The sequence below is a fragment of the Ectothiorhodospiraceae bacterium 2226 genome (assembly GCA_013348725.1).
Lineage (GTDB): Bacteria > Pseudomonadota > Gammaproteobacteria.
Window position 1 is genome coordinate 2,185,222 of the sequence record CP054689.1, and the last position, 26,002, is coordinate 2,211,223.

Below are 26,002 nucleotides of genomic sequence, written 5' to 3' on the forward strand. Positions count from 1 at the left end.
TCTGTAGGGCCGTGTCGACAGCAGTTTGGCGGATGCCGCCCTTGCCATGATGCCCGGCGGGCCGGAAACTTAGCGCATGTATACCGACCTTACTCAGCGGCGCGTCCTGCTCGGGGTCGGCGGCGGCATCGCGGCCTATAAGGCCCCCGATCTCGTCCGCCGGCTGCGCGAGCGCGGCGCCGACGTGCGCGTGGTGATGACCGAGGCCGCTACCGCCTTCATTACGCCGCTGACGCTGCAGGCAGTCAGCGGGCGCGCGGTACACCAAGCGCTGCTGAGCGCCGAGAGCGAGGCGGCCATGGGCCACATCGAGCTGGCGCGCTGGGCCGAGCTCGTGTTGATCGCGCCCGCCACCGCCGACCTCATGGCGCGCCTGGCGCACGGTCACGCGAACGACCTGCTCACCACGCTGTGCTTGGCCAGCGCCGCGCCGCTAGTGCTCGCCCCGGCGATGAACCGCCAGATGTGGGCCCATCCGGCCACGCAGGCCAACGCGGCCGCCCTGGCCGCGCGCGGCGTGACCTTGCTCGGGCCGGCGGAGGGCGAACAGGCCTGCGGGGAAGTGGGCGCGGGCCGCATGCTGGAGCCGCTGGCCCTGGCCGAGGCGATCGCCGCCCGATTGGCGCCGGCGGGCCCGCTCGGCGGGCGGCGCGTGCTGATCACGGCGGGCCCCACGCGAGAGCCGCTGGATCCGGTGCGCTACCTCACCAACCGCAGCTCGGGGCGCATGGGTTATGCCGTGGCGCGCGCCGCGCGCGAGGCGGGCGCCGAAGTGACCCTGATCAGCGGGCCGGTGACGTTGGCGGCGCCGGCGGGGGTGGAGTGTCTGCGGGTGGAATCGGCCGCCGAAATGGCGGCGGCGGTGCGCGCGCAGGTGGCGGCCTGCGACATCTTCATCGGCGCCGCGGCGGTGGCCGACTACCGCGCCGCGACGCCTGCCGAGCATAAGATTAAGAAGCAGGGCGAGACCCTCACCCTGGAACTGGTGCGCAATCCGGATATCCTGGCCGAGGTGGCCGCGCGCGATCCACGGCCGTTTACGGTCGGGTTCGCGGCCGAGACCGACGATCTCACCGGCCACGCCGCCAGCAAGCTGCGCGCCAAGGGGCTGGATATGATCGCCGCCAACCGCGTCGGGGCAGGTCTAGGCTTCGATGTGGCCCACAACGCGCTGCTGGTGCTGTGGCCGGGCGGCGACCGCGATTTGGGCGAGGCCGACAAACTCACCCTGGCGCGGCGGCTCATCGAACTGGTGGGCGAGCGCTACGCGGCGGCGGTCGGTGCGGCACGGCCCTAGCGTCCACCTCGCTTCGATAACCGGACCCTTGAGCTCGCGCAGCCCTCGTCCCCGCTTGCTGTACCCATCTGCAGAAGGACACATCCGCATGCACCACCGCATTAAAGCTCGCCTGCTCGACCCGCGCCTGGGGCGCGAGATTCCGCTGCCCACCCACGCCACCGAAGGCTCGGCCGGCATGGACGTGCGCGCCTGCCTCGAACAGCCCCTGACGCTGCAGCCCGGGGAGACACAGCTGATTCCGCTGGGCTTCGCGCTGCACATCGACGATGCCGCCCTGGCCGCGGTGCTGCTGCCCCGCTCGGGGCTCGGACACAAACACGGCATCGTGCTGGGCAACCTCGTCGGGCTGATCGATTCCGACTATCAGGGCCAGGTCTACGCCTCGCTATGGAACCGAGGCGCTGAGCCGTTCGTAGTGGAGCCCGGGGACCGGATTGCGCAGCTGGTGTTCGTGCCGGTGGTGCAGGCCGAGTTGGAGGTGGTGGAGAGCTTCGAAGAGAGCGCGCGCGGTGGCGGCGGCTTCGGACACTCGGGACACCGCTGAGCGCGACGCCATGGGCCTGCCCGAGGACGACCTGCCGCCGGGAATCTTCCGCGCCTACGACATCCGCGGCATCGTCGGCAGTGAGCTCAGCGAGGCCACCTTCGAACGACTCGGTCGCGCGGTGGCGGAGGAGGCGCGCTCGCGTGGGGTGGTGCGCCTGGTGCTCGGGCGCGATGGCCGGCTGTCCAGCGCCGCGTTGGCCGAGGCGCTGGCGCGCGGCGCGGCGGGGGCGGGCGTGGAGGTGCTGGACGCGGGGCAGGTGCCGACACCGGTGCTGTATTTCGCGGCGCACGCCTATGCCGATGGCAGCGGCATGATGGTCACGGGCAGCCACAATCCGCCCGAGTACAACGGGCTCAAGGTGATGCTGCAGGGCGTCACCCTCGCCGAGGACGCGATCCAGGGCCTGCGCGCGCGGGCGCTGGCCGCGGACTTGGCAGCGGAGTCGGCGGCGAGCGCGCCGCCCGCCGCGTCGCCGGATGTCCGCCTCGGATGCACCCCGATCCCCGACTACATCGCGCGCGTATGCGCCGACGTGCAGCTCGCCCGGCCGCTACGCGTGGTACTCGACTGCGGTCATGGCGCGGGCGCGTGGGTGGCGCCCGACCTGCTGCGCGCCCTGGGTTGCGAGGTCTACCCCCTGAACTGCACCGTGGACGGACGCTTTCCCGGCCACGCGCCGGATCCCAGCCAGCCGGAGAACCTGCGCGAACTCGTCGCGGCCGTCACCGCGCGGCGCGCCGACCTCGGGCTCGCCCTCGATGGCGATGCGGATCGGCTCAACGTGGTGGACAGCGCCGGGAAGATACGCTGGCCCGATCATCAGCTGCTGGTGCTGGCGCGTGATATCCTAGCGCGCCACCCGGGCGGCCAGGTGATCTACGACGTCAAGTCGAGCGGGGACATCGCGCCGGCGGTGCGAGGCTGGGGCGGCCGCGCGCTGATGTGGCGCTCGGGGCATTCCCTGCTCAAGGCGAAGCTGCAGGAGACCGGCGCCGTGCTGGCCGGGGAGCTGAGCGGCCACCTGTTCCTGGCCGACCGTTGGTACGGCTTCGACGACGCCCTCTACGCCGCCGCGCGCCTGCTGGAGATCGTGAGCCGTGCGCCGACGCCCCTGGCCGCGTTCGAGTGGTTGCCGCAGCGGGCGGCGACCCCCGAGCTGCGCGTGCCGCTGCCGGAGGGGCAGGGGCGCGCGTGGATGGCGCGCCTGGTGCTGGCACCGCCGCCGTCGGAGGGCGACCTCACGACGCTCGACGGCGTGCGGGTGGACTACGCCGAGGGCTTCGCCTTGCTGCGCGCGTCCAACACCCTGCCGTGCCTGACGCTGCGCTTCGAGGGCCGCGACGCCGCGGCGCTGGCGCGGGTGCAGCAGCAGTTCAAGGCGTGGGTCGCCCCGGTGCTGCCGACGCTCGCGTGGCCTGTTTTGACGGAGGAGGACGAGGCGCTATGACGCTCGAATCGAGCGCGGCGATGAATGCCGCGCATGTCCTGACCGAAGCGCTGCCCTATATCCAGCGCTTCAGCGGCAAGACCCTGGTCATCAAGTACGGCGGCAACGCCATGGTTGACGAGACCCTGAAACAGGGCTTCGCGCGCGACGTGGTGTTGATGAAGCTGGTCGGCATGAACCCCGTGGTGGTGCACGGCGGCGGGCCGCAGATCGGCAAGCTGCTGGAGCGCATCGGCAAGGAGAGCCGCTTCGTGCAGGGCATGCGGGTCACCGACCGCGAGACCATGGACGTGGTGGAGATGGTGCTCGGCGGGCTGGTGAACAAGGAGATCGTGAGCCTGATCAATCGCCAGGGTGGGCGGGCGGTGGGGCTGTCGGGCAAGGACGGGGACCTCATCCGCGCGCGTCAGCTGACGCTGCAGCGCGACGACCCGAGCCTGGCGGAGCCGGAGATCATCGACCTCGGCCACGTCGGCGACGTGGAATCCATCGACCCGCAGGTGGTCGACATGGTGATGCGCAGCGGCTTCATCCCGGTCATTGCCCCCATCGGCGTCGGCGCCGACGGGCAGACCTACAACATCAATGCGGACTTGGTCGCCGGCCGCCTCGCCGAGCGCTTGGAGGCCGAGAAGCTCATCCTGCTGACCAATACCCCCGGGCTGCTCGACAAGGCGGACGAGCTGCTGACCGGGCTCGACGCGCCGCAGGTCGACGCGCTGATCGCCGACGGCACCATCCACGGCGGCATGCTGCCCAAGATCCGCTGCGCCCTGGAGGCGGTGAAGGGCGGGGTGGGCTCGGCGCACATCATCGACGGGCGGGTGGTGCACGCCGTGCTGTTGGAGGTGTTCACCGACGAGGGTGTCGGGACGCTGATCCGTCCGCGCTAGGGAAGTTCCGGGAGCGCAGCGGGCTCGGGCAATCGACTCGGCTAGCGCGGCGTTGCCGTGCGCAAGGTGCGAAAGCGTGCCAGATCGGCCTCGAAGCGGCGGGCCAACGCGTCGCGTTCGTCCCGCCGGGCGCCGAGCTGGCGCTCGGTGGTGGCGATCTGACGCTCCAGCGCCGTGATATCGCGCTCCAGCCCCTCGGCGGTCGCGCCGCGGCTGTCGGCATGGCGCACCTGCAGCGCCTCGCGCTGGGTCTGTAGCGTGGCGAGGTTGCGCTCGAGCAGCGCAACGGCGCCGTCGGCCGCCGCGAGGTTGCGCTCACGCGCGCGCTCGAGGTCCCCCTCGTCGACGTAAGTGGCGAGCAGCATGCGGTCGTAGGCGGCCTGCTCCTGGCGCTGGCGGCGCTCGATCTCGCGCTGCGTCGCCTTGCGCGACTCCTGCTCGATCTGCTCGGGCGTCTTGGCACCCTCGCGCACATCCACCACCACCCCGCGGCGGTTGCGCACGTCGGCGCGCTCCTGCGCCGCCTCGGGCGGAAGGCGGTCGGCACACTGCCAGACGCCTTCGCGGGTAGTCCAGCAGTGGATGTTCGCGGCCTGGGCGACGGCGCTGCCGAGCAGCGCAAGCACGCCTGCGCACGCGGAGGCCAGCATCGGGCGGGATAAGGTAGCGGCGCGCGGACTCTTCATCATTGGCGATCGGACGGTTGGATGCTCGAGCAGCTCATTCTGTTTTTCGTGTCCTTTGCGGCCAACGCCTTGTCCGCCTTGGCGGGCGGTGGCGCAGGGCTGCTGCAGTTGCCGGCACTCATTTTTCTCGGCTTGCCGTTCGGCGTCGCGCTCGCGACCCACAAGGTCGCCAGTGTCGCTTTAGGTATCGGCGCCACCGCGCGTCACTTGAGGGAAGGCTCGCTGCGCGCACCCTTCGCGCTCTTCATGTTGGCCGCCGGGCTCCCGGGGGTGGTGCTGGGGGCGGGCGTCATTCTACAGGTTCCGGAGCGCGGCGCGACGCTGGCACTCGGCGTGTTGACGCTGGCGCTGGGCCTGTACTCCTGGTTGAGCCCCGGGCTCGGTGAGCAGCACCGTCCGGTGAACCGCGACCGCCGCGGCTATCTGCTCGGCGGCGCCGCCTTGCTCGGTATCGGGGTGCTCAACGGTTCGCTCACCTCGGGCACCGGCCTGTTTGTCACCCTGTGGCTGGTGCGCTGGTTCGGCATGGACTATCGCCACGCGGTGGCGTACACGCTGGTGCTGGTCGGCGTGTTCTGGAACGGCGCCGGCGCGCTTACTCTCGGCGTGCTGGGCGAGATCCGCTGGAGCTGGTTGCCGGCGCTGCTGCTCGGTTCACTGCTGGGGGGCTACCTCGGCGCCCATCTGGCGATTATCAAGGGCAATCGCCTCATCAAGCGGGTGTTCGAGGTAGTCACCGTCGCTGTCGGGCTGAAGCTGATCGCCGGCGCCTGACGCGCCACCGGAGGCTCTGCAACTAGACCCCGTAGCGCTCCCGATAGGCGCGAATGCGCGCCAGCGCGTCCGGCATGTCGCCCTGCTCGGTGAGGTAGGCGAGTACGTGCTCGAGCTTGATGATGGAGATCACCGGCATGCGCTCGCCGCGCTCGATCTCCTCGATGGCGGACACGTCGCCCTGGCCGCGCTCCTGACGATCGAGCGAGATGGCCACGCCCGCGGGCGTCGCGCCCGCGGCGCGGATCAGCGCCACCGATTCGCGCACCGAGGTACCGGCCGAGATCACGTCGTCGACGATCAGCACCCGGCCCGCAAGCGGTGCGCCGACCACCGTACCGCCCTCACCGTGATCCTTGGCCTCCTTGCGGTTGAAGGCGTAGGGCAGGTCGCGGCCGTGCTGGTCGGCCAGCGCGATGCTGACGGCCGCCACCAACGGAATGCCCTTGTATGCGGGCCCGAACAGCATGTCGAACTCGACCCCGGCCTCGACCAGCGCGGCGGCGTAGTAGCGGCCGAGGCGCGCCAGGCTCTCGCCGCTGTTGAACAGGCCGCTGTTGAAGAAGTAGGGGCTGCGGCGCCCCGACTTGAGGGTGAACTCGCCAAAGCGCAGCACGCCGCGCTCGATGGCAAAGCTGAGGAACTCTCGCTGATAGTCTTGCATGGATGGCTCCGCTCGGATGCGCCGGCGCCGGCGGGCGCCCGCTCGTGGCAGCAGGCGGCATTGTAATCGGGGCGGCGGCCGGGGGCCATGGCCGCCCGGCCGCCGCGTGGCGTTAACGACCGTTTAGGCTGAAGCGCCCCGGACGCATGAACACCAGCGCCAGGGCGGTGAACAGGAACATGCCCTGCAGCTCCAAGGCCCAGCCACCGTGCGGGGTCAGTGCGAGCAATTCGGCGGGATGGGCCAGCAGAATGGCGACGATCATGTTGATAAAGATCAGCCCCGCGCCGATGCGCGCGTAGTAACCGAGGATGACCATGATCGGGGCCACCACCTCGCCGATGAACACCAGGTAGGCCAACGCACCCGGCAGGCCGATACCTTGCAGCATGCCGGCGATACTGCCGACGCCGCCGACCAGCTTGGCGATGCCGTGCATGAGCACCAGGATACCCAGCACGAGGCGCAGGATCAGTTTACCGACGTCATCATCCGTCACGTAGTTCATGCTGCGTGTTCTCCTTCGTGGTGTTGTGAACTCGCTCCCCCGGCCGCGGATGCCTTTTGGCGGGTGATCCATTATCCTGCCCAGCACCATGCGCATAATCACATTGAACGTCAACGGCATTCGCTCCGCCGCTCGCAAGGGCTTCTTCGAGTGGATGCTGGCCCAGGACGCGGACGTCATCTGTCTGCAGGAGACCAAGAGCCAGGAGCACCAGCTCGATCCGGTGGTGTTCCATCCCGACGGCTACACCGGCTACTTCTTCGACGCCGAGAAAAAGGGCTACAGCGGCGTGGCGCTGTATTGCCGTCGCACGCCCGACCGGGTCGTGACCGGCCTCGGCTGGCCGGACGTCGACTGTGAGGGCCGCTACCTGCAGGCCGACTTCGGCGACCTCAGCGTGGTCTCGCTGTACCTGCACTCGGGCTCCTCGGGCCCCGAGCGTCAGGCGCGCAAGTTCGATTTCATGGAGCGCTTCCTGCCGCGCCTGCGCGAGATGCGCGCCAGCGGGCGCGAGTGGCTGGTGTGCGGCGATTGGAACATCGCCCACAAGCAGATCGACCTCAAGAACTGGCGCGGCAATCAGAAGAACTCCGGCTTTCTGCCCGAGGAACGCGCCTGGATGGATCAGGTGTTCGGCGCGGTGGGGTTGGTGGACGCCTTCCGCGTCGTGAACCAGGAAGCCGAGCAATACACTTGGTGGTCCAATCGCGGGCAGGCTTGGGCCAAGAACGTGGGGTGGCGCATCGACTACCAGGTGATCACCCCGGGGCTGGCCGACAAGGTGCAGAGGGCGGCGATCTATAAGGACCAGCGCTTCTCGGATCACGCCCCGCTCACCATCGACTACGACCGCGAACTCTGACATGAACACAGCCCCCGCACCGGCCGAGCGCGCGCACCCCACGTGGCGCGAGGCGCTGAGGGCGTATCGGCATCCCCGCGTCCTCGGGATGTTGTTTCTCGGCTTCTCGGCCGGACTCCCGCTGCTGCTGGTCGGCGGCACGCTCTCGCTGCTGCTCGCCGACGTCGGCATCACGCGCACGGCGATCGGTTTTTTCAGCTGGATCATGCTGGCCTATTCGCTCAACTTCGTGTGGGCGCCCGTGGTGGATCGCCTGCGCCTGCCGCTGCTCACGCGGCTGCTGGGGCGTCGGCGCAGCTGGATGCTGGTGGCGCAGCTCGCCATCATGGGCGGGCTGATCGGCCTCGCCCTCTATGGACCGCTCGGGTACCTGCCGCTCATCGCCGGCTTTGCCGCGCTGGTGGCCTTCGGCTCGGCGACCCAGGACATCGCCATCGACGCCTACCGTATCGAGGCCGCGCCGACGCGCGTGCAGGGCGCCATGGCCGCCGCCTACACCTTCGGCTACCGCATGGCCATGATGATGGCCGGCGCCGGCGCGCTGTACCTGTCGCACGTGTCCTGGGGTTTTGCCTACGTCGCCATGGCGCTGTGCATGCTGGTCGGCGTGGTGACGGTGCTGCTGATCCGTGAACCGGAGGTGCCCACGCCGCGCCCGCTGCGCGACTGGCGCGACTGGGGGCGCTATGCGGTGCTGGGGCCGTTCCGCGACTTCTTCAGCCGCTTCGGCGTCCTGGCGCTGGTGATCCTGCTGTTCGTCGCGGTGTTTCGCCTGTCGGACATCGTGATGGGCGTGATGGCCATGGTGTTCTATTACGACCTGGGCTTCGACCGCAACGAGATCGCCACGGTCAGCAAGGTCTGGGGCCTGTGGATGACCATTGCCGGCGCGCTCATCGGGGGCCTGGCCGTGCTGCGCTTCGGGGTGATGCGTACCTTGCTGGTCGGCGCGGTCCTGGTGGCGCTCACGAACCTGGTGTTCGCGTATATGGCCATCCAGGAGCGCGACATGGCGCTGCTTATCCTGGCGGTCAGCGCCGATAACCTGGCCGCGGGTTACGCCGTGACCGCGTTCATCGCCTACCTGTCCAGCCTGACCAGCCCCGCTTACACCGCCACCCAGTACGCCCTGTTCACCGCTTTGATGAACCTCCCGGGCCGCTTCGTCGGCGGCTTCTCCGGCGCCGCGGTGGACGCCTACGGCTATGCGGTGTTCTTCACGGGCGCCGCCGCGCTCGGCATTCCGGCCATCCTGTTGGCGTTGTTCCTGATGAACCGGACCCGGCCCCTCGCGGCCGAACCGGCACCCTCTGCGCGCGCGGTGACCTGAGGTGGAGGCCGGCTATCTCGCCGCTTTTGTGGTGGGGCTCGTCGGCGGCGTCCATTGCCTGGGTATGTGCGGGGGCATCGTCGGCGCGCTGACCTTGGGGCTGGGGCCGGAGATCCGCGAGCGTCCCTCGCGCATGCTGCCCTATCTGCTCGCCTACAACGGTGGACGCATTGCGAGCTACGCGCTCGCGGGCCTGTTGGTCGGCGGGGTGGGTTGGTTTGCGGCCAATCTGCTCGCCGTGCACGAGGCGCAGCGGGTCCTGCTGTTGATGGCGGCGGCCTTCATGGTCGCGCTGGGATTGTACCTGGCCGGCTGGTGGCAGGGGCTCGCGCGCCTGGAACGCGCCGGCGGCGTGGTATGGCGTCGGCTGGAGCCGCTGGGGCGACGCTTCCTGCCTGTGCGCCGCCCGCGTCAGGCACTGGGGCTGGGACTGGTGTGGGGCTGGCTGCCCTGCGGGCTGGTGTACAGCGTGCTCGTGTGGGCGCTGGCCGCGGGTGGGCCGCTGGAGGGTTTCCTGCTGATGCTGAGCTTCGGGCTCGGCACCTTGCCCAACCTGTTGCTCATGGGCGCCTTCGCCGGCGTGCTGGCGCGCTGGGTGCAGCGGCCCGCGGTGCGGGCGGGCGCGGGCCTGCTGGTGATGGCCCTCGGCCTCTATACGGCCTACACGGCAGTGGGGGGAGGCGGCTGACGTCGGTCCTCAGGAGGAAAACGGCGGCACGTCCTGTGCCGCCGGTGTGAGGTCAAAGAAGCCTGTTGCCGCAGCCCGGGTCGAGCGTGTTGCCGGTCAGTAACCCACCAACGTTTGGCGAAAACGCACGTTGAAGGGTTGCGCGTTGGCGCCCTCCGGCGTGATTTCCAGCGAGAAGTCCAGCGTCTCTTCGCCGGCCACCGGGAACACCGCGATGTAGTACACCGCATCGCCCTCGCGCACCTCGCGCATGCGCAGCGTACGCAGCTGCCCCGAGAGGTTCACGGCCTGACCGCTGACGCGGGCCGGTACCGCGGTGCCCATCGGGTTGTCGCCGTTGCGCAGCACGGCGATGTTGATCATGCCACGGTTACGGCTGCGGGTGATGTTGTTGGCCTGTGCAACCTCCGGTTGCAGCATGTCGGTGAGCAGGGCGTTGTAGTGCACGACGTAGTTGCCGAATACCTGTTTCCGGTCGGCCGCAGCGGCGGCCTGGAGCGGTGCGAGGACCAGTCCTACGAACGCAAGCGGTAACAGCGCTTTAGCTAGCCACATGGTCTCCTCCTTCGGTGGTCCTTTTCTCGTTGTAACTCAACTATAGCGTTGCATATCGGACGGCGGAAGAGGCGCGGCGGAGAACGCGTTGCCATGGCGTGCCGGGCGCCGCGCCGGCCGAGGCGTGGCAGGCCGAGCGCGGCGTGGTCGGGGAGACATGCGCTGGGACGGCAGGTTGCCGAGGTTGCGTGGCGCTGAGGCGCGCCACGTGGGCGCGTCGAGAGGTCGGGCGGGAAGCCCCTTGTCCGCCATTCGTCACGGACAAGGGGCGCGCCTGCGGCGCGGAACGCTACGCGAAGGGGAGGGCTACAGTGCGGCGCGCGCCGTCAGCGTGCCAAGGTCCTCGGACCCGCCGCGCGGGGCGTCGCTGATGTTGCCAAGGAGGCCGTCGATAGTCCCGAGCTGGCGCTCCAGCGCGTTGCACTCGCGCTCCAGATCGTCGAGCCGACCCTGCAGGGTGTCTCGCGACTCGTTGATCCGGCGCAGGTTTTCCAGACGGTTCTCCATCTGGCGCTTGCGTTCCTTGATCAGGGCGACCAGCGGCGCCAGGCCGGCGCGGCTCCAGGCCTCCGCCTCGGTGTGCGCACGGAAGAACACGTTGCGCACGTGGCTGACGAGGGAAATGAAGAACTTCTTCACCACGAAGCTCTGCTCCGTCATGGTGGTGGCCGGGCTCTTGCGGAAGGCCTCGGCATCGCGCGAGAGCTGGTCGAGCTCTTTCCTGTACTTGCTGAGGCTGAACTGGGGGATCTTGGCGCCGTTCAGCCCGTGCGCCTCTTCGAAACGCCGGTAGATGGACTGCATCAGCTTGTTGAGTTGGTCCACCTGCTGGACCGCTTGCGACATGGTGTCGATCGAGCCGTCGAAGAAGTTCTTCATGGCGCTCTTCACGCCGCCGGTGGTCCAGCTGTCGGTCATCTGCTCGCGGGTCTGGGTCATGAGCTTGTCCAGCTCGGCCAGATCCAGGATGGCCAGCAGGCGCTTGGCCTGCTGGCTGAAGATGCGCCTATTGATCTGGAAGCTCTCCACGCTGCGATGGTAGGCGACCTGCTCCTCGCGCGTCTTGGTCATCAGGTGGCGGATCACCTGCTCGTTCTTGCCGCCCAGCGAGGCCAGTTCGTCGCGCTGGGCGCGCTGCTCCGACAGGCGGGAGGCCAGCAGACGCCGGGCCGCGCCCATCATCACCCCCAATTCGCCGCCGATGCGCTTCTGCAGCAGCTCCTGCTTTTGATCCAGGATCTGGTCGACGAACACCTGCTCGATCGCCAGCACGTTGCTCTTGGCCAGCAGCGCTTGGTCGTGCCGGATCTTGGCCAGCAGCCCTTTCTGCGCCGACACCGGGAAGATGCGACGGGCCTCGACGCCGAGCAGCGCCGCGGCCTGTTCGCGCTGGTTCTCGACGCTGGCGGCGATCGCGCCGGCTTCCTTGAGTTCGTCCCACAAGGTGTCGACCTTGTTGAGCACCACCAGCAGCCCGTCGGTGTTGTCCGGCCGCTGCACGTGGCTGCGCCACATCTCCAGATCGGACTTGGTGACGCCGGTGTCCGCCGCCAGCACGAACACGACGGCGTGCGCGTTCGGCAGCATGTTGAGGGTGAGCTCAGGCTCGCTGCCAAGGGCATTCAGCCCCGGAGTGTCCAGGATCGACAGGCCCTGCTTGAGCAAGGGATGGGGAAAACTGATCATCGCGTGACGCCACTTGGGGATCTCCACCTGCGCCGGCGGCGCTTCGTTGCGCCCGAGCTGGTCGTCGGTGAACAACCCGAGGCGCCGCGCTTCCTCGACCGACACGCGCTTGGTGCGGATCACCTCCTGGAAGGCCTCGGCCATGAGGTCGGGCGAGGCGGTGTCCAGTCGAATGGTGGACCAGTCGGCCGGGTTCTGCTTGTGCTCGGTGATGCTGCTGTCGTCGGCACGCGTCTCGATCGGCAGCAGCCGCACGTAGGACTCGTTCGCCTCGTTGTCGTAGAACAGCTCGGTCGGACACATGGTGGTGCGTCCCGGCTCGGAGGGCAGCAGCCGGCGGTCGTATTCGGAGAAGAAGATGGCGTTGATGAGCTCGGTCTTGCCGCGCGCAAATTCGGCCACGAAGGCCACGGTGAGACGGTCGACGCGCAGGCTGCTCTGCAGTTCGAACAGCCGCAGCTCGTCTTCGGGGTCGCGCAGGCCGGTCTCGTCCAGCCAGCGCTGATAGTCCGTGATGGTGTCGATCAGGCGCGCCTTCCACTGGCCGAAGGCCTGCATATGTTCGCTGAAACGCCCTGTGCCCATTTGGGATCCCCGGTATCCGCGGCATGGCGCCGCTTCTTGTTATGGTCGTGCCGGTCTGGACCGGCATGTTCGTCTCGTCACGCTATCAAGGCGCACGCCGGGTGCATGTGACCCATGTCACACTGACCGGGCGCCGCCGCGATGCTGCGCGATTAATGTACCCCAGGCATGGCCGCCTTGTCAGGCGCCTCCTGCCAGGTGCCTTAGCGGCGGTACCACGAGCATCTTGAGCACCTGCAGCGCGATGATGACCGCGAGGGGGGACAGGTCGAGTCCGCCTATGGGTGGGATCACGCGCCGGGCGGGGCGCAGCAGCGGTTCGTTGAGGCTGTACAGCAGGCTGATGAGTGGGTTGTAGGCGCCGGGGTTGATCCAGCTGATCACCACCTGGATCAGGATGGCGAAGATAAACACGTTGAACAGCAGGTTGACCAGTTCGGCCAGGGAGAACAGGGCAAGCGGGCCCACCGCCAAGGTGCCGCCGCGCAGGGCGATGATCAGCGCGATGGAGGCCATCTGCAGCACCAGCATGAGCAGCACCGCCGCCCAGTCGATGCCGCCGATGCCGGGAATGAGGCGCCGCAGCGGAATCAGGGGCGGATTGGTGACCTTCACCAGGAACTGCGAAATGGGATTGTAGAAGTCGGCGCGGGCCCATTGGAGCAGGAAACGCAGCATCACGGCGAGGATATAGATGCTGAACAGGGTGCTGAGCAGGAACTCGAGCGGATTGAGCAGGTAGTTGCCGGGCATCATTCTCCCCCCAGGATGTCGGCGAGTTCGCGCGATCGGGCCGCCGCCGCGCTCAGCGCCTGATACATGATTTCTTCGAAGTTTTGTTCGATCAGCACGCCTACGGCGCGCTCCGTGGTGCCGCCGGGTGAGGTGACGCGCGCGCGCAGCGTGGCGGCATCTACATCGCTCTCGAGCGCCATTTTGGCCGCGCCGAAGGCCGTCTCCAGGGTCAGCAGTCGCGCCGTCTCGGCGGGCAGCCCCAGCCGTTCGCCGGCGCGCTGTATCGCCTCCATGAGCAGAAAGAAATAGGCCGGGCCGCTGCCGGACAGTGCCGTGACGGCGTCCATCTGGGCCTCGTCGTCGAGCCACAGCACCATGCCGACCGCGCGCATGACCGACTCGGCCCGATTGCGCAGCGCGCGATCCACGTGCGGCCCCGCCACCAGCGCCGTGGCGCCGCTTTGCACCAGCGCCGGGGTGTTGGGCATGGCCCGCACCAGAGGCAGATCGCAACCGGCCCAGCGACGCAAAGCCTCCAGGCGCACGCCCGCCGCCACCGAGATCACCAGCGGTCGGCGCGCGGCGAGCGGCGCGCGCAGGCCCTCCAGCACGGCGCGGACGACCTGCGGCTTGACGGCGAGCACGAGGACGTCCGCCGCCTCGGCCACGGCACGGTTGTCGGTGGTCAGTTGCAGGCCGTCGGCAACCCCCAGCGCTGTCAGGCGCTCCGCGTTGGGGTCGGCCGCCCACAGCGTCTGCGGCGCCACGCCGTCGGCGATCAGTCCGCCGATGAGGCTGCCGGCCATGTTGCCGGCGCCGATGAATCCGATGGTGGTGGGTGCGTCCGTCATGTGGGTTTCCTTTTCGAGTCCGGGGCGCGGCGCGGGTCGGGGCGCTCCCCGAACAGCGCGGTGCCGATTCGTATCCAGTCGCTCCCTTCCATGATGGCCGCCTCGAGGTCCTCCGACATCCCCATGGATAGCACGTCGAGCGCGAGGCCTTCGGCCCGCAGGCGCTCGCGCGCCTCGCGCAGCGCCCGGAAGGGCGCCCGCTGCGCCTCGCCGCCCTCGCTGCGTCGCGGGAGCGTCATCAGGCCGCGCAGCCGCAAGCGCGGCAGCGCCGCCACGGCGTGGGCGAGCGCGGGCAGTTCGGATGGGGCGACGCCGCGCTTCTGGGCTTCGCCGCTCAGGTTGACCTGCAGGCATACCTCCAGCGGCGGTAAGGCCGCCGGCCGCTGAGCGTTCAGCCGCTCTGCGAGCTTGAGGCTGTCCAGGCTGTGCGCCCAGTGGAAGTGCTCGGCTACCGCGCGGGTCTTGTTGCTCTGCAACGGGCCGATGTAGTGCCAGGTGAGATCGAGGTCACGAAGCGCGCCCATTTTCTCGAGCGCCTCTTGCGCATAGCTCTCACCGAAGTCACGCTGTCCTCGCGCGGCCAGGGCGCGGATCGCCGCCGCCGGCTGGTACTTGCTGACCGCGAGCAGGTGCGTGTCGCCCGGGGGACGCCCCGCCGCCGCTTCGGCGGCGCGCATACGCTGGTGTACCCGCGCGAGACGGGCGGAGAGGTCGCTCGTGTTGCCAGTCATGGGCGAACGTAATACTTTCTAACGGCCCGGTGCGCCGCCGGGTGACGAATCATGGTCGATGCGCCGCGCCTGGCGCGTCGCACGGTACACGGAGGTTCCGCCGTCTCCCGCTCCCCGTGGCGCGGAGGCGGATGCAAAGCGACAGGGGTTCGTTTTGCGGCTCGCTGTGGCGGGCGTCGAACAATAAGAGGACCTTTGATGGATATCACCGAGCTGTTGGCCTTCGCCGTCAAGAACGGCGCCTCCGACATGCACCTTTCCGCGGGCCTGCCGCCCATCATTCGCGTCGACGGCGATATTCGCCGCATCAACGTCCCACCGCTGGATCATAAAGCGGTGCATTCGTTGGTGTACGACATTATGAATGATAAGCAACGCAAGGACTACGAGGAGTTCCTGGAGACCGATTTCTCGTTCGAAATCCAGGGGCTGGCCCGCTTTCGCGTCAACGCCTTCAACCATAATCGTGGCGCCGGGGCGGTGTTTCGTACCATTCCCTCGAAAATCCTCTCGCTGGAGCAGCTGAATGCCCCCGAGGTGTTCAAGGAGATCGCCGATCAGCCGCGGGGCATCGTGCTGGTGACCGGCCCGACCGGCTCGGGAAAGTCGACCACGCTGGCGGCGATGGTGGACTACAAGAACAACACCGAGTACGGCCACATCCTCACCGTGGAGGACCCGATCGAGTTCGTGCACGAGAGCAAGCGCTGCCTGGTCAATCAGCGCGAGGTGCATCGCGATACGCTCGGCTTCAACGAGGCGCTGCGCTCGGCGCTGCGCGAGGACCCCGACGTCATCCTGGTGGGTGAGATGCGCGACCTCGAGACCATCCGCCTCGCCCTGTCGGCGGCCGAGACGGGCCATTTGGTGTTCGGCACCCTGCACACCAGTTCAGCCGCCAAGACCATCGACCGCATCATCGACGTGTTCCCCGCCGCGGAGAAGACCATGGTGCGCTCCATGCTGTCGGAGTCGCTGCGCGCGGTGATCTCGCAGACGCTGCTCAAGAAAGTGGGCGGCGGGCGTATCGCGGCGCACGAGATCATGATTTCCACCCCCGCCATCCGCAACCTGATCCGCGAAGACAAGGTGGCGCAGATGTACTCGGCGATCCAGACGGGTCAGTCCGTCGGCATGCAGACCCTCGACCAGTGCCTGCTCGGCTTGGTGCAGAAGGGGCTGATCAGCAAGCAGGACGCACGCGCCCGCGCGGTTAACAAAGAAAGCTTCCGCTGAGGACGAGCCGATGGACTTCACCGCGCTGTTGAAACTCATGGTCCACAAGAACGGATCGGACCTGTTCATCACCGCCGGCATGCCGCCCAGCATGAAGGTCAACGGGCGCGTGGTGCCGGTGTCACAGAATACCCTCACTGCGCGCCAGGCGCGCGAGATCGTGGTCGGGTTGATGAACGACGATCAAAAGGCGGAGTTCGAGGCGACGCGCGAGTGTAACTTTGCAATCTCCGCGTCCGGTGTGGGGCGTTTTCGCGTCAGCGCCTTCGTGCAGCGCAACATGCCCGGCATGGTGCTGCGCAAGATCGAGACCCAGATCCCGACCATCGAATCACTACGTCTACCGCCGGTTATCAGCGAACTGGCCATGACCCTGCGCGGCCTGGTGATCTTCGTGGGCGGCACGGGGACGGGTAAATCGAGTTCGCTCGCGGCCATGATCGGCTACCGCAACAAGAACGCCAGCGGGCACATCATCACCATTGAGGATCCGATCGAGTTCCTGCATCAGCACGGGGGGTGCATCATCACCCAGCGCGAGGTGGGGCTCGACACCATGTCGTTCGAGGCCGCGCTCAAGAACACCCTGCGGCAGGCGCCGGACGTGATCGTGATCGGCGAGATTCGCACCCGCGAGACCATGGACTACGCCATCGCCTTCGCCGAGACCGGCCATCTGTGTCTCGCCACCCTACACGCCAACAACGCCAATCAGGCGCTGGACCGCATCATCAACTTCTTTCCGGAGGACCGGCGCTCGCAGTTGCTCAACGACTTGTCGCTGAACCTCAAGGCGGTGGTGGCGCAGCAGTTGATCCCCACGCCCGACGGGTCGGGGCGCGTACCGGCCGTGGAGGTGCTGATCAACACGCCGTTGGTCAGTGATCTGATCCGCCGCGCCGAGGTGCACGAGATCAAGGAGGTGATGGCCAAGTCCGGCGAGCAGGGGATGCAGACCTTCGACCAAGCCCTTTACACGCTGTATATGGACGGCAAGATCAGTTACGAGGACGCCATCACCCACGCCGACTCGGCCAACTCGCTGCGCCTGATGGTCAAACTGGGCACCACGCACGGCGACGCGGTGGAGATGGGCGAAGCGCTCAAGAACGCCACCTTGACCGACGACTAGCCGCGTCTGCGCCGACGGGCCGCGCCCCGTGAGCGGTGCGGTCAGGCGTAGGCGTGCGGAAACACGCTGCGCGCGGCGAACACCGGCCCGTCCACGCACACGCGCTTCATAGCCGCCCCGGTCGCGGTCTGCACCTCGACCACGCAGCCCGCGCAGCCGCCCACGGCGCAGGCCATGAACTCCTCCAGCGAGACCTGACAGGGCACGTCGAACTCCGCGCCCAGGCGCGCGGTTGCTTCCAGCATCGGGTGCGGGCCGCAGGCGTAGATCGCGACCTCCGCGCGCGCCGGCGCGTCCAGCGCGTTCAGCCACTGCCGCGCGAGCTCCGGCACGTAACCGTCGAAGCAGCCGGGGTAGCCTTGCTTGGTTGCCAGGCGGCTTGGAATCTTCCAGTCCTCCATGAGCGGCATGGCCGCGATTACACCTTCGGGCATGCCTGGAAGCATGATCTGGGACGGCCGTGCGGTGAAGGGGAACGGTACCTCCGAACCCATCAGCACCAGCGGTCGATGGCCGCCCAGCGCGCGCAGGTGTTCGGCGAGAAAGATCATGGGCGGAATGCCCACGCCGCCGCCCAGCAGCAGGGCGCGTGGACGGCCGGGTTCCGGCTGGAACGGCACGCCGATGGGGCCGATCAGGCTGATGCGTTCGCCGGGTACGCGCCGGGCGAGCAGGTTGGTGCCGGTGCCCAGTGCCTTGTAGAGGAAGTCCACCCAACCGGCCTCGGGGCTGACCCGCATGATGGACAAGGGACGGCGCATGGGCAGCAGCGGATCGCAGGTGATGTGGGCGAAACTGCCGGGCTGGGCCCGTGCGGCGATGCGCGGCGCCTGCACGCGCAGCACGTACTGGTCGCCGGGGTAGCCCTGCTGGCTGAGGACCTCGGCGTCTTCGACCAGCAGGGTATCGCGGTGCGGCTTGGAGGAGGCGGCGGATGGCATGGATTCGTGCTCGCTGAAAGGGGTCCGGCCGAAGCGTTCAGTCGCGCGCCTGGTACACCAGGCGCCCGGCGAGGAAGGTGTGGGTCACGCGTCCCTTGAACTCCCAGCCCAGGAACGGGGTATTGCGCCCGCGGCTGTGCATGCCCTCGGCCGCGAGCGTCCAGTAGCGCTCGGGATCGAAGACGCATACGTCGGCGGCCGCGCCCGGGCGCAGGTGGCCGGCGTCGATGCCGAGGATCCGGGCCGGGTCGCGCGTCAGGCGCGCCACCACGTCGGGCAGGCTCATCACGCGCTGTTCGCCCAGGCGCAGGGCGAGCGGCAGCAGTGTCTCCAGCGCCGAGATGCCGGGCTCGCTCTCGCTGAAGGGGGCCAGCTTGGCGTCGGGATCGTGGGGCTGGTGGTCCGAGCACACCGCGCTGATCACCCCGGAGGCGAGGCCGGCGCGCAGCCCTTCCATGTCACGCTGGGTCCGCAGCGGCGGTTGGACGTGGCAGTCGCTGTTGAAGTAGCCGAGGTCCATTTCGCTCAGGTGCAGGTGGTGCGCCGTCACCTGCGCCGTGACGGGGAGCCCCCGGCGCTGGGCCTCGCCCACCATCTGCACCGCGCGCGCCGTGGAGAGCTTGCAAAAATGCGCGCGCACCCCGGTCTGCTCGATCAGCAGCAGGTCGCGCGCGACGATGATCGTCTCGGCGCTCTCGGGCAGGCCGGGCAGGCCGAGGCGGGTGCTGACCGCGCCCTCATGCGCATAGCCCTTGGGCGAGAGGAACGCATCTTCCGCCGCGAGGAACACCGGCAGCCCGCAGCTGGCGGCGTACTCCATCGCGCGGCGCATCACCAGGGTGTTGGTGATCGGGTGCGCGGCGTTGCTGTAGCCGATGCAGCCCGCCTCGCGCAGCTCGTTCATTTCGGCCAAGCGCTCGCCGGCCAGGCCGAGGGTCAGGGCGCCCAGCGGCAGCACGCGCGCGTGGCCGGCCTCCTCGGCGCGTTGGCGGATCAGGCGGATCACCGCCGGGGTGTCGATCACCGGGTCGGTGTCGGGCGGGCAGCACAGCGTGGTGACCCCGCCCGCGGCGGCGGCCGCGGTTTCGCTGGCGATGGTGCCCTTGTGCTCCTGGCCCGGCTCGCGCAGCCGCGCATGCAGATCGATCAGGCCCGGGCAGATCACGCAGCCCTGCGCGTCAATGCGCGCGGCCTCGAAGCCCTGCGGCGGCGCCCCCACCGCGAGCACGCGCCCGTCGGCGATGTGCAGGTCGAAGTTGCCATCCAGCCCCTGCTCGGGATCGATGAGGCGCCCGCCGACGATGCTGTACGCCTCAGCCATGACCACCTCCCGTCCGCGGCTCCTCGGCCTCCGGCGGACGCCCGAGCACCAGCGACATGACCGCCATGCGCACCGCGATGCCGTTGGTGACCTGCTCCAGGATGACCGACTGCGGCCCGTCCGCCACCGACGAGGCGATCTCCACCCCGCGATTGATCGGGCCGGGGTGCATCACGATCGCGTCCGCCTTGGCGTGCGCCAGGGTCTCCGGGGTGAGGCCGTAGACTTCGAAGTATTCGTGCTCGCTCGGCAGCAACGCGCCCTGCATGCGCTCGCGCTGCAGGCGCAGCATGATGATGACGTCGACGTCGCGCAGCCCCTCGCGCAGGTCGTGGTAGACGTGTACGCCCAGGCCCTCGACCTGGGCGGGGATGAGGGTACGCGGGGCGACCACGCGCACCTCGGGCACGCCCAGCGTGGTGAGCGCGTGGATCTGCGAGCGCGCCACCCGCGAGTGCATGATGTCGCCGACGATGGCCACCCGCAGCGCGCCGAAGTCGCCCTTGTGGCGCCGGATGGTGAACATGTCCAGCATCGCCTGCGTGGGGTGCGCGTGGCGCCCGTCACCGGCGTTGATGACGCTGATGTGCGGGGCCACATGGCGCGCGATGAAGTGCGCCGCGCCGCTCTGATTGTGGCGCACCACGAACATGTCGCAGTGCATGGCTTCCAGGTTGTGCAGCATGTCGAGCAGGCTCTCGCCCTTGGAGGTCGCCGAGGTGCTGACGTTGATGTTGAGCACGTCGGCGGAGAGGCGCTTGGCGGCCAGCTCGAAGGTGGTGCGGGTGCGCGTGCTGGCCTCGAAGAACAGGTTCACGATGGTCTTGCCGCGCAGCAGCGGCACCTTCTTCACCGTCTGCGCGCCCACCGTCGCGAAGGACTCGGCGGCATCGAGGATCTCCACCAGGGCGTCGCGCTTGAGCCCTTCGATGGTCAGGAAGTGGCGCAGGCGGCCGTGTTCGTCCAACTGCACGCTGTCGCGGTGCGAGAGGCTCATGAGGCGTCCTGCACGATCAGACGCAGCTCGTCCGGGCCCACCAGTTTGACGTGCTGGTCGGGGGCGAGGTCGATGTGTGCCCCCGCTACCGCCGCCTCGATGGGCAGCTCGCGGCCGCTGCGTTCCACCAGCACCGCGAGGAACACCGCCGCCGGGCGGCCGTAGTCGAAGATCTCGTTCAGCGCCGCGCGAATGGTGCGCCCCGTGTGCAGCACGTCGTCGACCAGCACGATGTGGCGGTCGTCGACCTGGAGGGGCAGTTTGGACGGCTTCACCTGCGGGTGCATGCCGATGCGGGTGAAGTCGTCGCGATAGAAGGTGATGTCGAGTTCGCCGAGTGGCTCCTCGAGGCCGAGCCGCGCGTGCAGGCGCTCGGCGACCCACACGCCGCCGGTGTGGATCCCGATCATGGCGGGCTCGGTCACCTGGCGGCTGGCGAACAGCGCCTTCAGGTCGCGCGCCATGGCGTCGACCAGCGTATCAACCGCCGGCAATGCCGGATTCATGCCCGCCTCCCGAGCCGCGCGTTTCGATTTTGCTTGGCAGCGAAATGCACCGTTCAAGCGCCTTGTTGTTCCAGCCAGGTGCGGAGGATGAGTTCCGCCGCCAGCCGATCCACGTTCTGTTTGGTCCGGCGCCCGCGCCGCTGCTCGGCCAGGCGCTGGCGTGCCTCCACGCTGGTAAGGCGCTCATCCACGAGATAAACCGGGCAATTATACCGCCCTTGCAGACGGTTCCCAAAGCGCCGCGCAGCCTGGGTGAGCGGTTGCTCGGTGTCGTCCATGTTGAGGGGGAGGCCGACCACGAACGCCTGCGGCTGCCACTCCTCGACCAGGCGGGTGATGGCGTCCCAGTCGGGCCCGCCGTCGCGGGTGGGTAGGGCAGTGAGGGCTTGGGCGGTGCCGGTGAGTTCCTGACCCACCGCCACGCCGATGTAGCGCGTGCCGAAATCGAAGCCCAGCAGGGTGCGCGGGCCGCGCGGCGGCCGCTCCGCGGTCATGCGAGGCTCATGCGTGGCCGGCTTGGTGCGACAGGCGGCTGACGTCCACGCCGAGGTGGGCGGCCGCCACGCTCCAGCGTTGTTCGGCGGGGGTGTCGAAGATGACGTGCCAGTCCGAGGGGCCGCTGAGCCAGCTGTTGTCGGCCAACTCCCGCTCGAGCTGACCGGCGCCCCAGCCGGCGTAACCCAGCGCCACCAGGAGCTGGGTCGGCCCTTCGCCCTGCGCCACCGCCTCGATGATGTCGCGCGAGGTGGTCAGCGTGACCTCGGGGGTGACCTCCAGCGAGCCTTCCCACTCGCCGCCGGGGCGGTGCAGCACGAAGCCGCGCTCGGGTTGCACGGGCCCGCCCAGAAAGACCGGCAGCGCGCCGGCCTGCGGCGCGAACTCGCTAATGCCCATCTGGGCCAGGATCTCGTCCAGGTGCAGGTCCAGCGGGCGGTTGATCACGATGCCCAGGGCGCCTTCCGAATTGTGCTCGCAGATGTAGGTGACGCTGTGGAAGAAATTGGGGTCCGCCAAGCCAGGCATGGCGATGAGGAAATGATCGGTCAGGTTCACGGCGTCCATGCAGCTAGTATCGGAGAGCGCACCCCCTCTGGCAAGGCGGGTCGGCCTTGTCGAACCCCCGCTGCCTCGCGTGTGACGGGCACTCAGCGGCGCGTACTCATGCGCTCGTCGGCCCGAAACTCCCAGATGCGGATGATGTGCAATACGTCGATCTTCTCGCGCATCTCGGGTGAGAAGGGCGCGTAGGGGGCGCCGCGGCGCACGATTTGCACCGCGGCATCGTCCAGCACCGCATGCCCCGACGACTCCACGATCTCGATGCCGTAGAGGCTGCCGTCGGGGTTGATGCCCACCTCCATGATCAGCCGACCGGAGAGGTTGCGGCGGCGCGCCTCGGCGGGATAGTACTGATTGCCCAGGCGCTCGACCTTGCTGCGCCAAGCCTCCTCGTAGCTGGCGTAGAGATACTCGCGCGTGCTGGCCGACACATAGGCGCGGCGTAGACGCTGATCGTAGGCATCCTGGCGCTCGAGGACCTCGGCCGACAGCTTGGCGATCTCGCGGCTGCGGTCGAGTAGTTCGCGTGCCGGCGGCAGGGGCGCCTGCTCGGGGGCGCTGGCGGGGTTCTGCTCGGCCGCTTCGGGGGCGGGCGCCTCGGGGACCGGGGCCGTGAGCGTCTCGGGGGCTGCCTGCTCCTCGGCGGGGCTCGATTCCGGTTCCGCTGCCGCCTCGGTCGCGCTCGGCGGCGGGGGCGCGGCGGCCTCCTGGGGCCGTTCGCGCGACGCCTCGGGATTGCCGGCGCCCTCCTGGTTGGCCTGCGCGAGGTAGTGGGCTTCCTCGGGCGGGGGGGCATCCTGCTGAGGCACCAGCGTCACCTCCATGGTGGTGACCTCAGGCTGCTTGGGCTCGGGCCACTCGAAGGTCAAGCCGAGGATCAACAGCGCATGCACCGACACCGCCAACAGCACGGTGACGGCGAGACGTTCTCCCTGCGGTATGCGAGGCTCGCGTACGGAGGCCATAGTCAACGTCCCCATCTAGCGCGTGGCCGGGCGGGGTTCGGCCCCGCGGTTGGCGGACCGGGCGGCGGGTATGCTTGGCAATGCTCGCGCCAAAGGACTCTCCTACAACTGTAGGCCGGGTGTGGTCACGCGCGCGCCAGGCGGCGCAGCATGGCTGCGGCGATTATACCGTTGGCCACACCCAGCACGAAGGCAGCCGTCATCAATATGGGCAACAGGGCGTGTAGCGCGGGGTGCGGGATGAACACCCAGTAGGCCAGGTAGAACTGACCCGCCATGTGGCCGAGGGCCGCCAACACGCTATAGCCCAGCGGGCCGAAGCCGCGGCCGGGGGCGAACTGCGCCAGCCACAGCACCGCCAGGCTGGCCGCGGCGCCCGCGGCGCTCAGCAGGAACGTCGGGCTGAGAAAGGTGCCGAGCACCAAGCCGCCGGCCAGCACGCGCAGCACGCTCACCCACGCGGCGGCGCGCCAGCCGTAGAGGCAAAGCACCGCAACGGTGATGACGTTGGCCAGCCCGGGCTTGACGCCCGGCAGCGGGCTCGGCAGGGCGCTTTCCGCCACATGAATGGCGAGCGCCAGCGCCGCCAGCCAGGCGATGCGGTGATCGTACGGCTCGCTGCGCAGGGAGCGCATGGGCTCGGCGGGCGTATTCAATAGTTGATCACGTCGTAGCCGCGGGGGCGCCCCAGGATCTGCAGCGCGACGCGATTGGGCACGCAGGCGGCGGTCTCGCCGGCCGCACCGAGCCAGCCGCGATGGATGCAGTGGCGGTTGCGGCATGCCGAGTCGGCGAAGCGGACGCGCCCCTCGCGGACTTCGATCACGCTCACGCCGCGGCTGCCCTGTACGCGGTATTCGCCGTTGCGGTCCAGGCGCACCAGGCGGTCGCCGCCCGGGTCGAGCAGGCGTGCGGCGACCGGGGGACCCTGTTCGGTGCCCCAGTGGCGCCAATAGAGCACGGGGAGCAGCGCCGCGCCCCCCAGCAGGGCGAGGAAGTCAGCGCGTGTCATCGAGGGGCACCACCTGCAGCGCCGGCGGGTCGAACTCGAACTGTATGCGCGCGGCGAGCGCGGGCGTGATGGCGACACGGCCTTCGGGGTCGACCAGCATCACCTGGTCGATATCGAGGGCGCGTGCCACCGCCGGCCAGCCCTCGAAACCGGCCACGAACAAAGCGGTGGCGGCGGCGTCGGCCAGTGCGCCCTGCGGGGCGACCACCGTCACGCTGGCCACGCCTTCGGCCGGGCGGCCGCGGCGGGGGTCGAGGATATGGTGGTAGAGACGCCCCTCGTGGGAGAAGGTGCGCTCGTAGTCGCCGGAGGTGAATACGCTCTCGTCGCCGCTCACCTCGATCGCGGCCAGCACCGTCTCGGCGCGCGGGTGGCGGATGCCGATGCGCCAGGGGCGATCCCCGGGGCGGCCGATGGCGCGCAGGTCGCCGCCCGCGTTGACGATCGCGTGCTCGATGCCGAGCGCCTGCAACCGGGCGACGGCACGGTCCACCGCGACGCCTTTCGCAAACGCCCCGAAGTCGAGCTGCAGGCGCGGATGGGTGCTGCGCACGCTGTCGCCTTCGATAATCAAGTCGCGCATGCCCGGCGCCTCCGCCAGCCAGTCGTCGATGGCCGCGTCGGTCGGCGGGACGCGCCGCTCGGCCGGTTCCTCGGCATGGAAGCCCCACAACGCCACCAAGCCGCCGATTGCGGGATTGAAGAGTTCGCCGCTGCGCAGCGCCCATTCGCGGCCGCTGCGCAGCAGGGGCAGCAGATCCGGGTCCGCGACGACGCGCTCGCCGCGCGCCAGGCCGGCGTTGAGCTCGGTCAGCGGGCCGGGTTCCCAGGCATGCCAGGTGCGATGCAGGTGTTGCAGCTCGGTACTGAGGGCCGCGAAGGCCTGGTCCGCGGCGGCTGCATCGACGTCATACAGCGTCACTTCCACCAGCGTGCCGAGCACGAAGAACTGCGCGTGCTGCAACGGCGCGTCGCGCGTGCAGCCGGCGAGCGCGAGCGCCAGGAGCAGCGCCATGAGCGCCTGCCCCGCCCGCGGCCGAGCCCTCAGGCGCGGCTCGCGCATCGGCCTTCCAGGCACTCGATGAACTGGCCGGCGATGTCCAGCCCGTACAGGGCGTCCAACTCGCGCGCGCAGGTCGGGCTGGTGACGTTGATTTCGGTGAGGTAGTCGCCGATCACGTCCAGTCCCACGAACAGCAGGCCCTTGGCGCGCAGCGCCGGCGCCACCTGGGCGCAGATCCAACGGTCGCGGTCGCTGAGTGCGACCCCCTCGCCGCGCCCGCCGGCGGCCAGGTTGCCGCGGGTCTCGCCGGCGGCGGGGATGCGCGCCAGGGCATAGGGTACGGGCTCGCCGTCGATGAGCAGGATGCGCTTGTCGCCGGCGCTGATCTCGGGCAGGAAGCGCTGCGCCATGGCATAGCGTGTGCCGTGCTCGGTGAGGGTCTCGATGATCACGCTGATGTTCGGGTCATCCCCGCGCACGCGAAACACCGACGCGCCGCCCATGCCGTGCAGGGGCTTGAGCACGATGTCGCCGTGCTCGGCCAAGAAGGCGCGCATGTCGGACGCGCGCCGGCTGACCAGCGTGGGCGCGGTGCATTGCGGGAACCAGGCGGTGTAGAGCTTCTCGTTGGCATCGCGCAGCGCCTGCGGGTCGTTGACCACCAGCGCGCCCTCGGCCTGGGCGCGCTCCAGCAGGTACGTGGTGTAGACGTACTCCATGTCGAACGGTGGGTCCTTGCGCATCAGCACCGCGTCCAGCTCGGCCAGCGGGGCCTCGCCGGCCTCTTCGAGCGCGTACCAGCGCCGCGGGTCGTCCCACACGGTGACCCGCCGCCGCCGCGCACAGGTGCGCCCGTCGCGCAGGAACAGATCGGCCTGCTCCAGGTAATACACCTCCCAGCCGCGTCGCTGGGCGGCCAGCAGCATGGCGAAGGTGGTGTCCTTCTTGATGTTGATGGACCCGATCGGGTCCATGATTACCCCGAGCT

At 69.0% G+C, this 26,002-nt stretch carries 29 protein-coding genes; 10 read left to right on the top strand and 19 right to left on the bottom strand.

Annotated elements, in window-relative coordinates:
- Window positions 1-76: 76 nt before the first annotated feature.
- From coaBC to argB, 4 genes are all read left to right on the top strand, one after another.
- Window positions 77-1,297 carry a bifunctional phosphopantothenoylcysteine decarboxylase/phosphopantothenate--cysteine ligase CoaBC gene (coaBC, locus tag HUS23_10610; GenBank protein ID QKT04227.1) on the top strand — a complete coding sequence of 407 codons (1,221 nt, stop codon included), beginning with the start codon at window positions 77-79 and terminating at the stop codon, window positions 1,295-1,297.
- An 88-nt stretch (window positions 1,298-1,385) separates the two neighbouring features.
- Complete coding sequence (gene dut, locus HUS23_10615; GenBank protein QKT04228.1) at window positions 1,386-1,844, top strand: dUTP diphosphatase; 459 nt, start codon at window positions 1,386-1,388, stop codon at window positions 1,842-1,844.
- A gap of 10 nt (window positions 1,845-1,854) precedes the next feature.
- Window positions 1,855-3,294, top strand: a complete 1,440-nt coding sequence (locus HUS23_10620; GenBank protein QKT04229.1) for a phosphomannomutase/phosphoglucomutase — start codon at window positions 1,855-1,857, stop codon at window positions 3,292-3,294.
- The gene (argB, locus tag HUS23_10625) at window positions 3,291-4,187 is read left to right on the top strand and encodes an acetylglutamate kinase (GenBank protein QKT04230.1); all 897 of its coding nucleotides are present in this window, start codon (window positions 3,291-3,293) and stop codon (window positions 4,185-4,187) included. The genes HUS23_10620 and argB overlap by 4 nt, the downstream gene beginning before the upstream one ends.
- Window positions 4,188-4,228: 41 nt before the next feature.
- Here argB and HUS23_10630 read toward each other — a convergent pair whose 3' ends face one another.
- Window positions 4,229-4,876 carry a hypothetical protein gene (locus HUS23_10630; GenBank protein ID QKT04231.1) on the bottom strand — a complete coding sequence of 216 codons (648 nt, stop codon included), beginning with the start codon at window positions 4,874-4,876 and terminating at the stop codon, window positions 4,229-4,231.
- A gap of 18 nt (window positions 4,877-4,894) precedes the next feature.
- Between HUS23_10630 and HUS23_10635 the strand changes: the two genes are divergently transcribed.
- Window positions 4,895-5,647, top strand: a complete 753-nt coding sequence (locus tag HUS23_10635; GenBank protein QKT04232.1) for a sulfite exporter TauE/SafE family protein — start codon at window positions 4,895-4,897, stop codon at window positions 5,645-5,647.
- A gap of 22 nt (window positions 5,648-5,669) precedes the next feature.
- Here HUS23_10635 and pyrE read toward each other — a convergent pair whose 3' ends face one another.
- The gene (gene pyrE, locus HUS23_10640; GenBank protein ID QKT04233.1) at window positions 5,670-6,311 is read right to left on the bottom strand and encodes an orotate phosphoribosyltransferase; all 642 of its coding nucleotides are present in this window, start codon (window positions 6,309-6,311) and stop codon (window positions 5,670-5,672) included.
- A 112-nt stretch (window positions 6,312-6,423) separates the two neighbouring features.
- Complete coding sequence (locus HUS23_10645) at window positions 6,424-6,819, bottom strand: DoxX family protein (GenBank protein QKT04234.1); 396 nt, start codon at window positions 6,817-6,819, stop codon at window positions 6,424-6,426.
- A gap of 88 nt (window positions 6,820-6,907) precedes the next feature.
- Here HUS23_10645 and xth point away from each other — a divergent pair, with 88 nt between their 5' ends.
- From xth to HUS23_10660, 3 genes are read left to right on the top strand one after another with little or no spacing between them, the layout of a single operon-like run.
- Window positions 6,908-7,681: an exodeoxyribonuclease III gene (gene xth / locus HUS23_10650; GenBank protein ID QKT04235.1), complete on the top strand. Its 774-nt coding sequence runs from the start codon at window positions 6,908-6,910 to the stop codon at window positions 7,679-7,681.
- Window position 7,682: 1 nt separating this feature from the next.
- Window positions 7,683-9,011 (top strand): MFS transporter, encoded by a 1,329-nt coding sequence (locus HUS23_10655; protein QKT04236.1) that lies wholly within the window; start codon window positions 7,683-7,685, stop codon window positions 9,009-9,011.
- A 1-nt stretch (window position 9,012) separates the two neighbouring features.
- Window positions 9,013-9,699, top strand: a complete 687-nt coding sequence (locus HUS23_10660) for a sulfite exporter TauE/SafE family protein (GenBank protein QKT04237.1) — start codon at window positions 9,013-9,015, stop codon at window positions 9,697-9,699.
- A gap of 96 nt (window positions 9,700-9,795) precedes the next feature.
- Here the strand turns inward: HUS23_10660 and HUS23_10665 are convergent, their stop codons facing one another.
- From HUS23_10665 to HUS23_10685, 5 genes are all read right to left on the bottom strand, one after another.
- Window positions 9,796-10,254: a DUF4426 domain-containing protein gene (locus tag HUS23_10665; protein QKT04238.1), complete on the bottom strand. Its 459-nt coding sequence runs from the start codon at window positions 10,252-10,254 to the stop codon at window positions 9,796-9,798.
- A 306-nt stretch (window positions 10,255-10,560) separates the two neighbouring features.
- On the bottom strand, window positions 10,561-12,525 hold the full coding sequence (locus HUS23_10670; GenBank protein QKT04239.1) for a dynamin family protein: 1,965 nt from the start codon (window positions 12,523-12,525) through the stop codon (window positions 10,561-10,563).
- 180 nt (window positions 12,526-12,705) lie between these two features.
- Window positions 12,706-13,278, bottom strand: a complete 573-nt coding sequence (locus HUS23_10675; GenBank protein QKT05047.1) for a YggT family protein — start codon at window positions 13,276-13,278, stop codon at window positions 12,706-12,708.
- Window positions 13,278-14,111, bottom strand: a complete 834-nt coding sequence (locus HUS23_10680; protein ID QKT04240.1) for a pyrroline-5-carboxylate reductase — start codon at window positions 14,109-14,111, stop codon at window positions 13,278-13,280. The genes HUS23_10675 and HUS23_10680 overlap by 1 nt, the downstream gene beginning before the upstream one ends.
- Window positions 14,108-14,842: a YggS family pyridoxal phosphate-dependent enzyme gene (locus HUS23_10685; GenBank protein ID QKT04241.1), complete on the bottom strand. Its 735-nt coding sequence runs from the start codon at window positions 14,840-14,842 to the stop codon at window positions 14,108-14,110. Before HUS23_10685 ends, HUS23_10680 begins: the two co-directional genes overlap by 4 nt.
- A 198-nt stretch (window positions 14,843-15,040) precedes the next feature.
- Here HUS23_10685 and HUS23_10690 point away from each other — a divergent pair, with 198 nt between their 5' ends.
- Both HUS23_10690 and HUS23_10695 read left to right on the top strand, forming a co-directional pair.
- Complete coding sequence (locus HUS23_10690; GenBank protein QKT04242.1) at window positions 15,041-16,078, top strand: type IV pilus twitching motility protein PilT; 1,038 nt, start codon at window positions 15,041-15,043, stop codon at window positions 16,076-16,078.
- A 10-nt stretch (window positions 16,079-16,088) separates the two neighbouring features.
- The gene (locus HUS23_10695) at window positions 16,089-17,210 is read left to right on the top strand and encodes a PilT/PilU family type 4a pilus ATPase (protein QKT04243.1); all 1,122 of its coding nucleotides are present in this window, start codon (window positions 16,089-16,091) and stop codon (window positions 17,208-17,210) included.
- Between the two features lie 41 nt (window positions 17,211-17,251).
- Here HUS23_10695 and HUS23_10700 read toward each other — a convergent pair whose 3' ends face one another.
- From HUS23_10700 to gshB, 11 genes are all read right to left on the bottom strand, one after another.
- Complete coding sequence (locus HUS23_10700; protein QKT04244.1) at window positions 17,252-18,151, bottom strand: dihydroorotate dehydrogenase electron transfer subunit; 900 nt, start codon at window positions 18,149-18,151, stop codon at window positions 17,252-17,254.
- Between the two features lie 37 nt (window positions 18,152-18,188).
- Window positions 18,189-19,472 (bottom strand): dihydroorotase, encoded by a 1,284-nt coding sequence (locus HUS23_10705; GenBank protein QKT04245.1) that lies wholly within the window; start codon window positions 19,470-19,472, stop codon window positions 18,189-18,191.
- Window positions 19,465-20,469 carry an aspartate carbamoyltransferase catalytic subunit gene (locus HUS23_10710; protein QKT04246.1) on the bottom strand — a complete coding sequence of 335 codons (1,005 nt, stop codon included), beginning with the start codon at window positions 20,467-20,469 and terminating at the stop codon, window positions 19,465-19,467. Before HUS23_10710 ends, HUS23_10705 begins: the two co-directional genes overlap by 8 nt.
- Window positions 20,466-20,975 (bottom strand): bifunctional pyr operon transcriptional regulator/uracil phosphoribosyltransferase PyrR, encoded by a 510-nt coding sequence (pyrR, locus tag HUS23_10715; GenBank protein QKT04247.1) that lies wholly within the window; start codon window positions 20,973-20,975, stop codon window positions 20,466-20,468. The genes HUS23_10710 and pyrR overlap by 4 nt, the downstream gene beginning before the upstream one ends.
- 53 nt (window positions 20,976-21,028) lie before the next feature.
- Entirely contained in the window at window positions 21,029-21,469 is a 441-nt protein-coding gene (gene ruvX, locus HUS23_10720; GenBank protein ID QKT04248.1) for a Holliday junction resolvase RuvX, read from the bottom strand.
- Window positions 21,470-21,476: 7 nt separating this feature from the next.
- Window positions 21,477-22,037 carry a YqgE/AlgH family protein gene (locus tag HUS23_10725; protein QKT04249.1) on the bottom strand — a complete coding sequence of 187 codons (561 nt, stop codon included), beginning with the start codon at window positions 22,035-22,037 and terminating at the stop codon, window positions 21,477-21,479.
- Between the two features lie 83 nt (window positions 22,038-22,120).
- Window positions 22,121-22,999, bottom strand: a complete 879-nt coding sequence (locus tag HUS23_10730; GenBank protein QKT04250.1) for an energy transducer TonB — start codon at window positions 22,997-22,999, stop codon at window positions 22,121-22,123.
- Between the two features lie 125 nt (window positions 23,000-23,124).
- The gene (locus tag HUS23_10735) at window positions 23,125-23,634 is read right to left on the bottom strand and encodes a Gx transporter family protein (GenBank protein QKT04251.1); all 510 of its coding nucleotides are present in this window, start codon (window positions 23,632-23,634) and stop codon (window positions 23,125-23,127) included.
- Between the two features lie 17 nt (window positions 23,635-23,651).
- A complete protein-coding gene (locus tag HUS23_10740; protein QKT04252.1) occupies window positions 23,652-24,011 on the bottom strand; it encodes a NusG domain II-containing protein in 360 nt (119 codons plus the stop codon).
- Window positions 23,998-25,026, bottom strand: coding sequence for an FAD:protein FMN transferase (locus HUS23_10745; protein QKT04253.1), 1,029 nt, complete (start codon window positions 25,024-25,026; stop codon window positions 23,998-24,000). The genes HUS23_10740 and HUS23_10745 overlap by 14 nt, the downstream gene beginning before the upstream one ends.
- Before the next feature lie 29 nt (window positions 25,027-25,055).
- Complete coding sequence (gshB, locus tag HUS23_10750) at window positions 25,056-25,988, bottom strand: glutathione synthase (protein QKT04254.1); 933 nt, start codon at window positions 25,986-25,988, stop codon at window positions 25,056-25,058.
- Window positions 25,989-26,002: the final 14 nt, after the last annotated feature.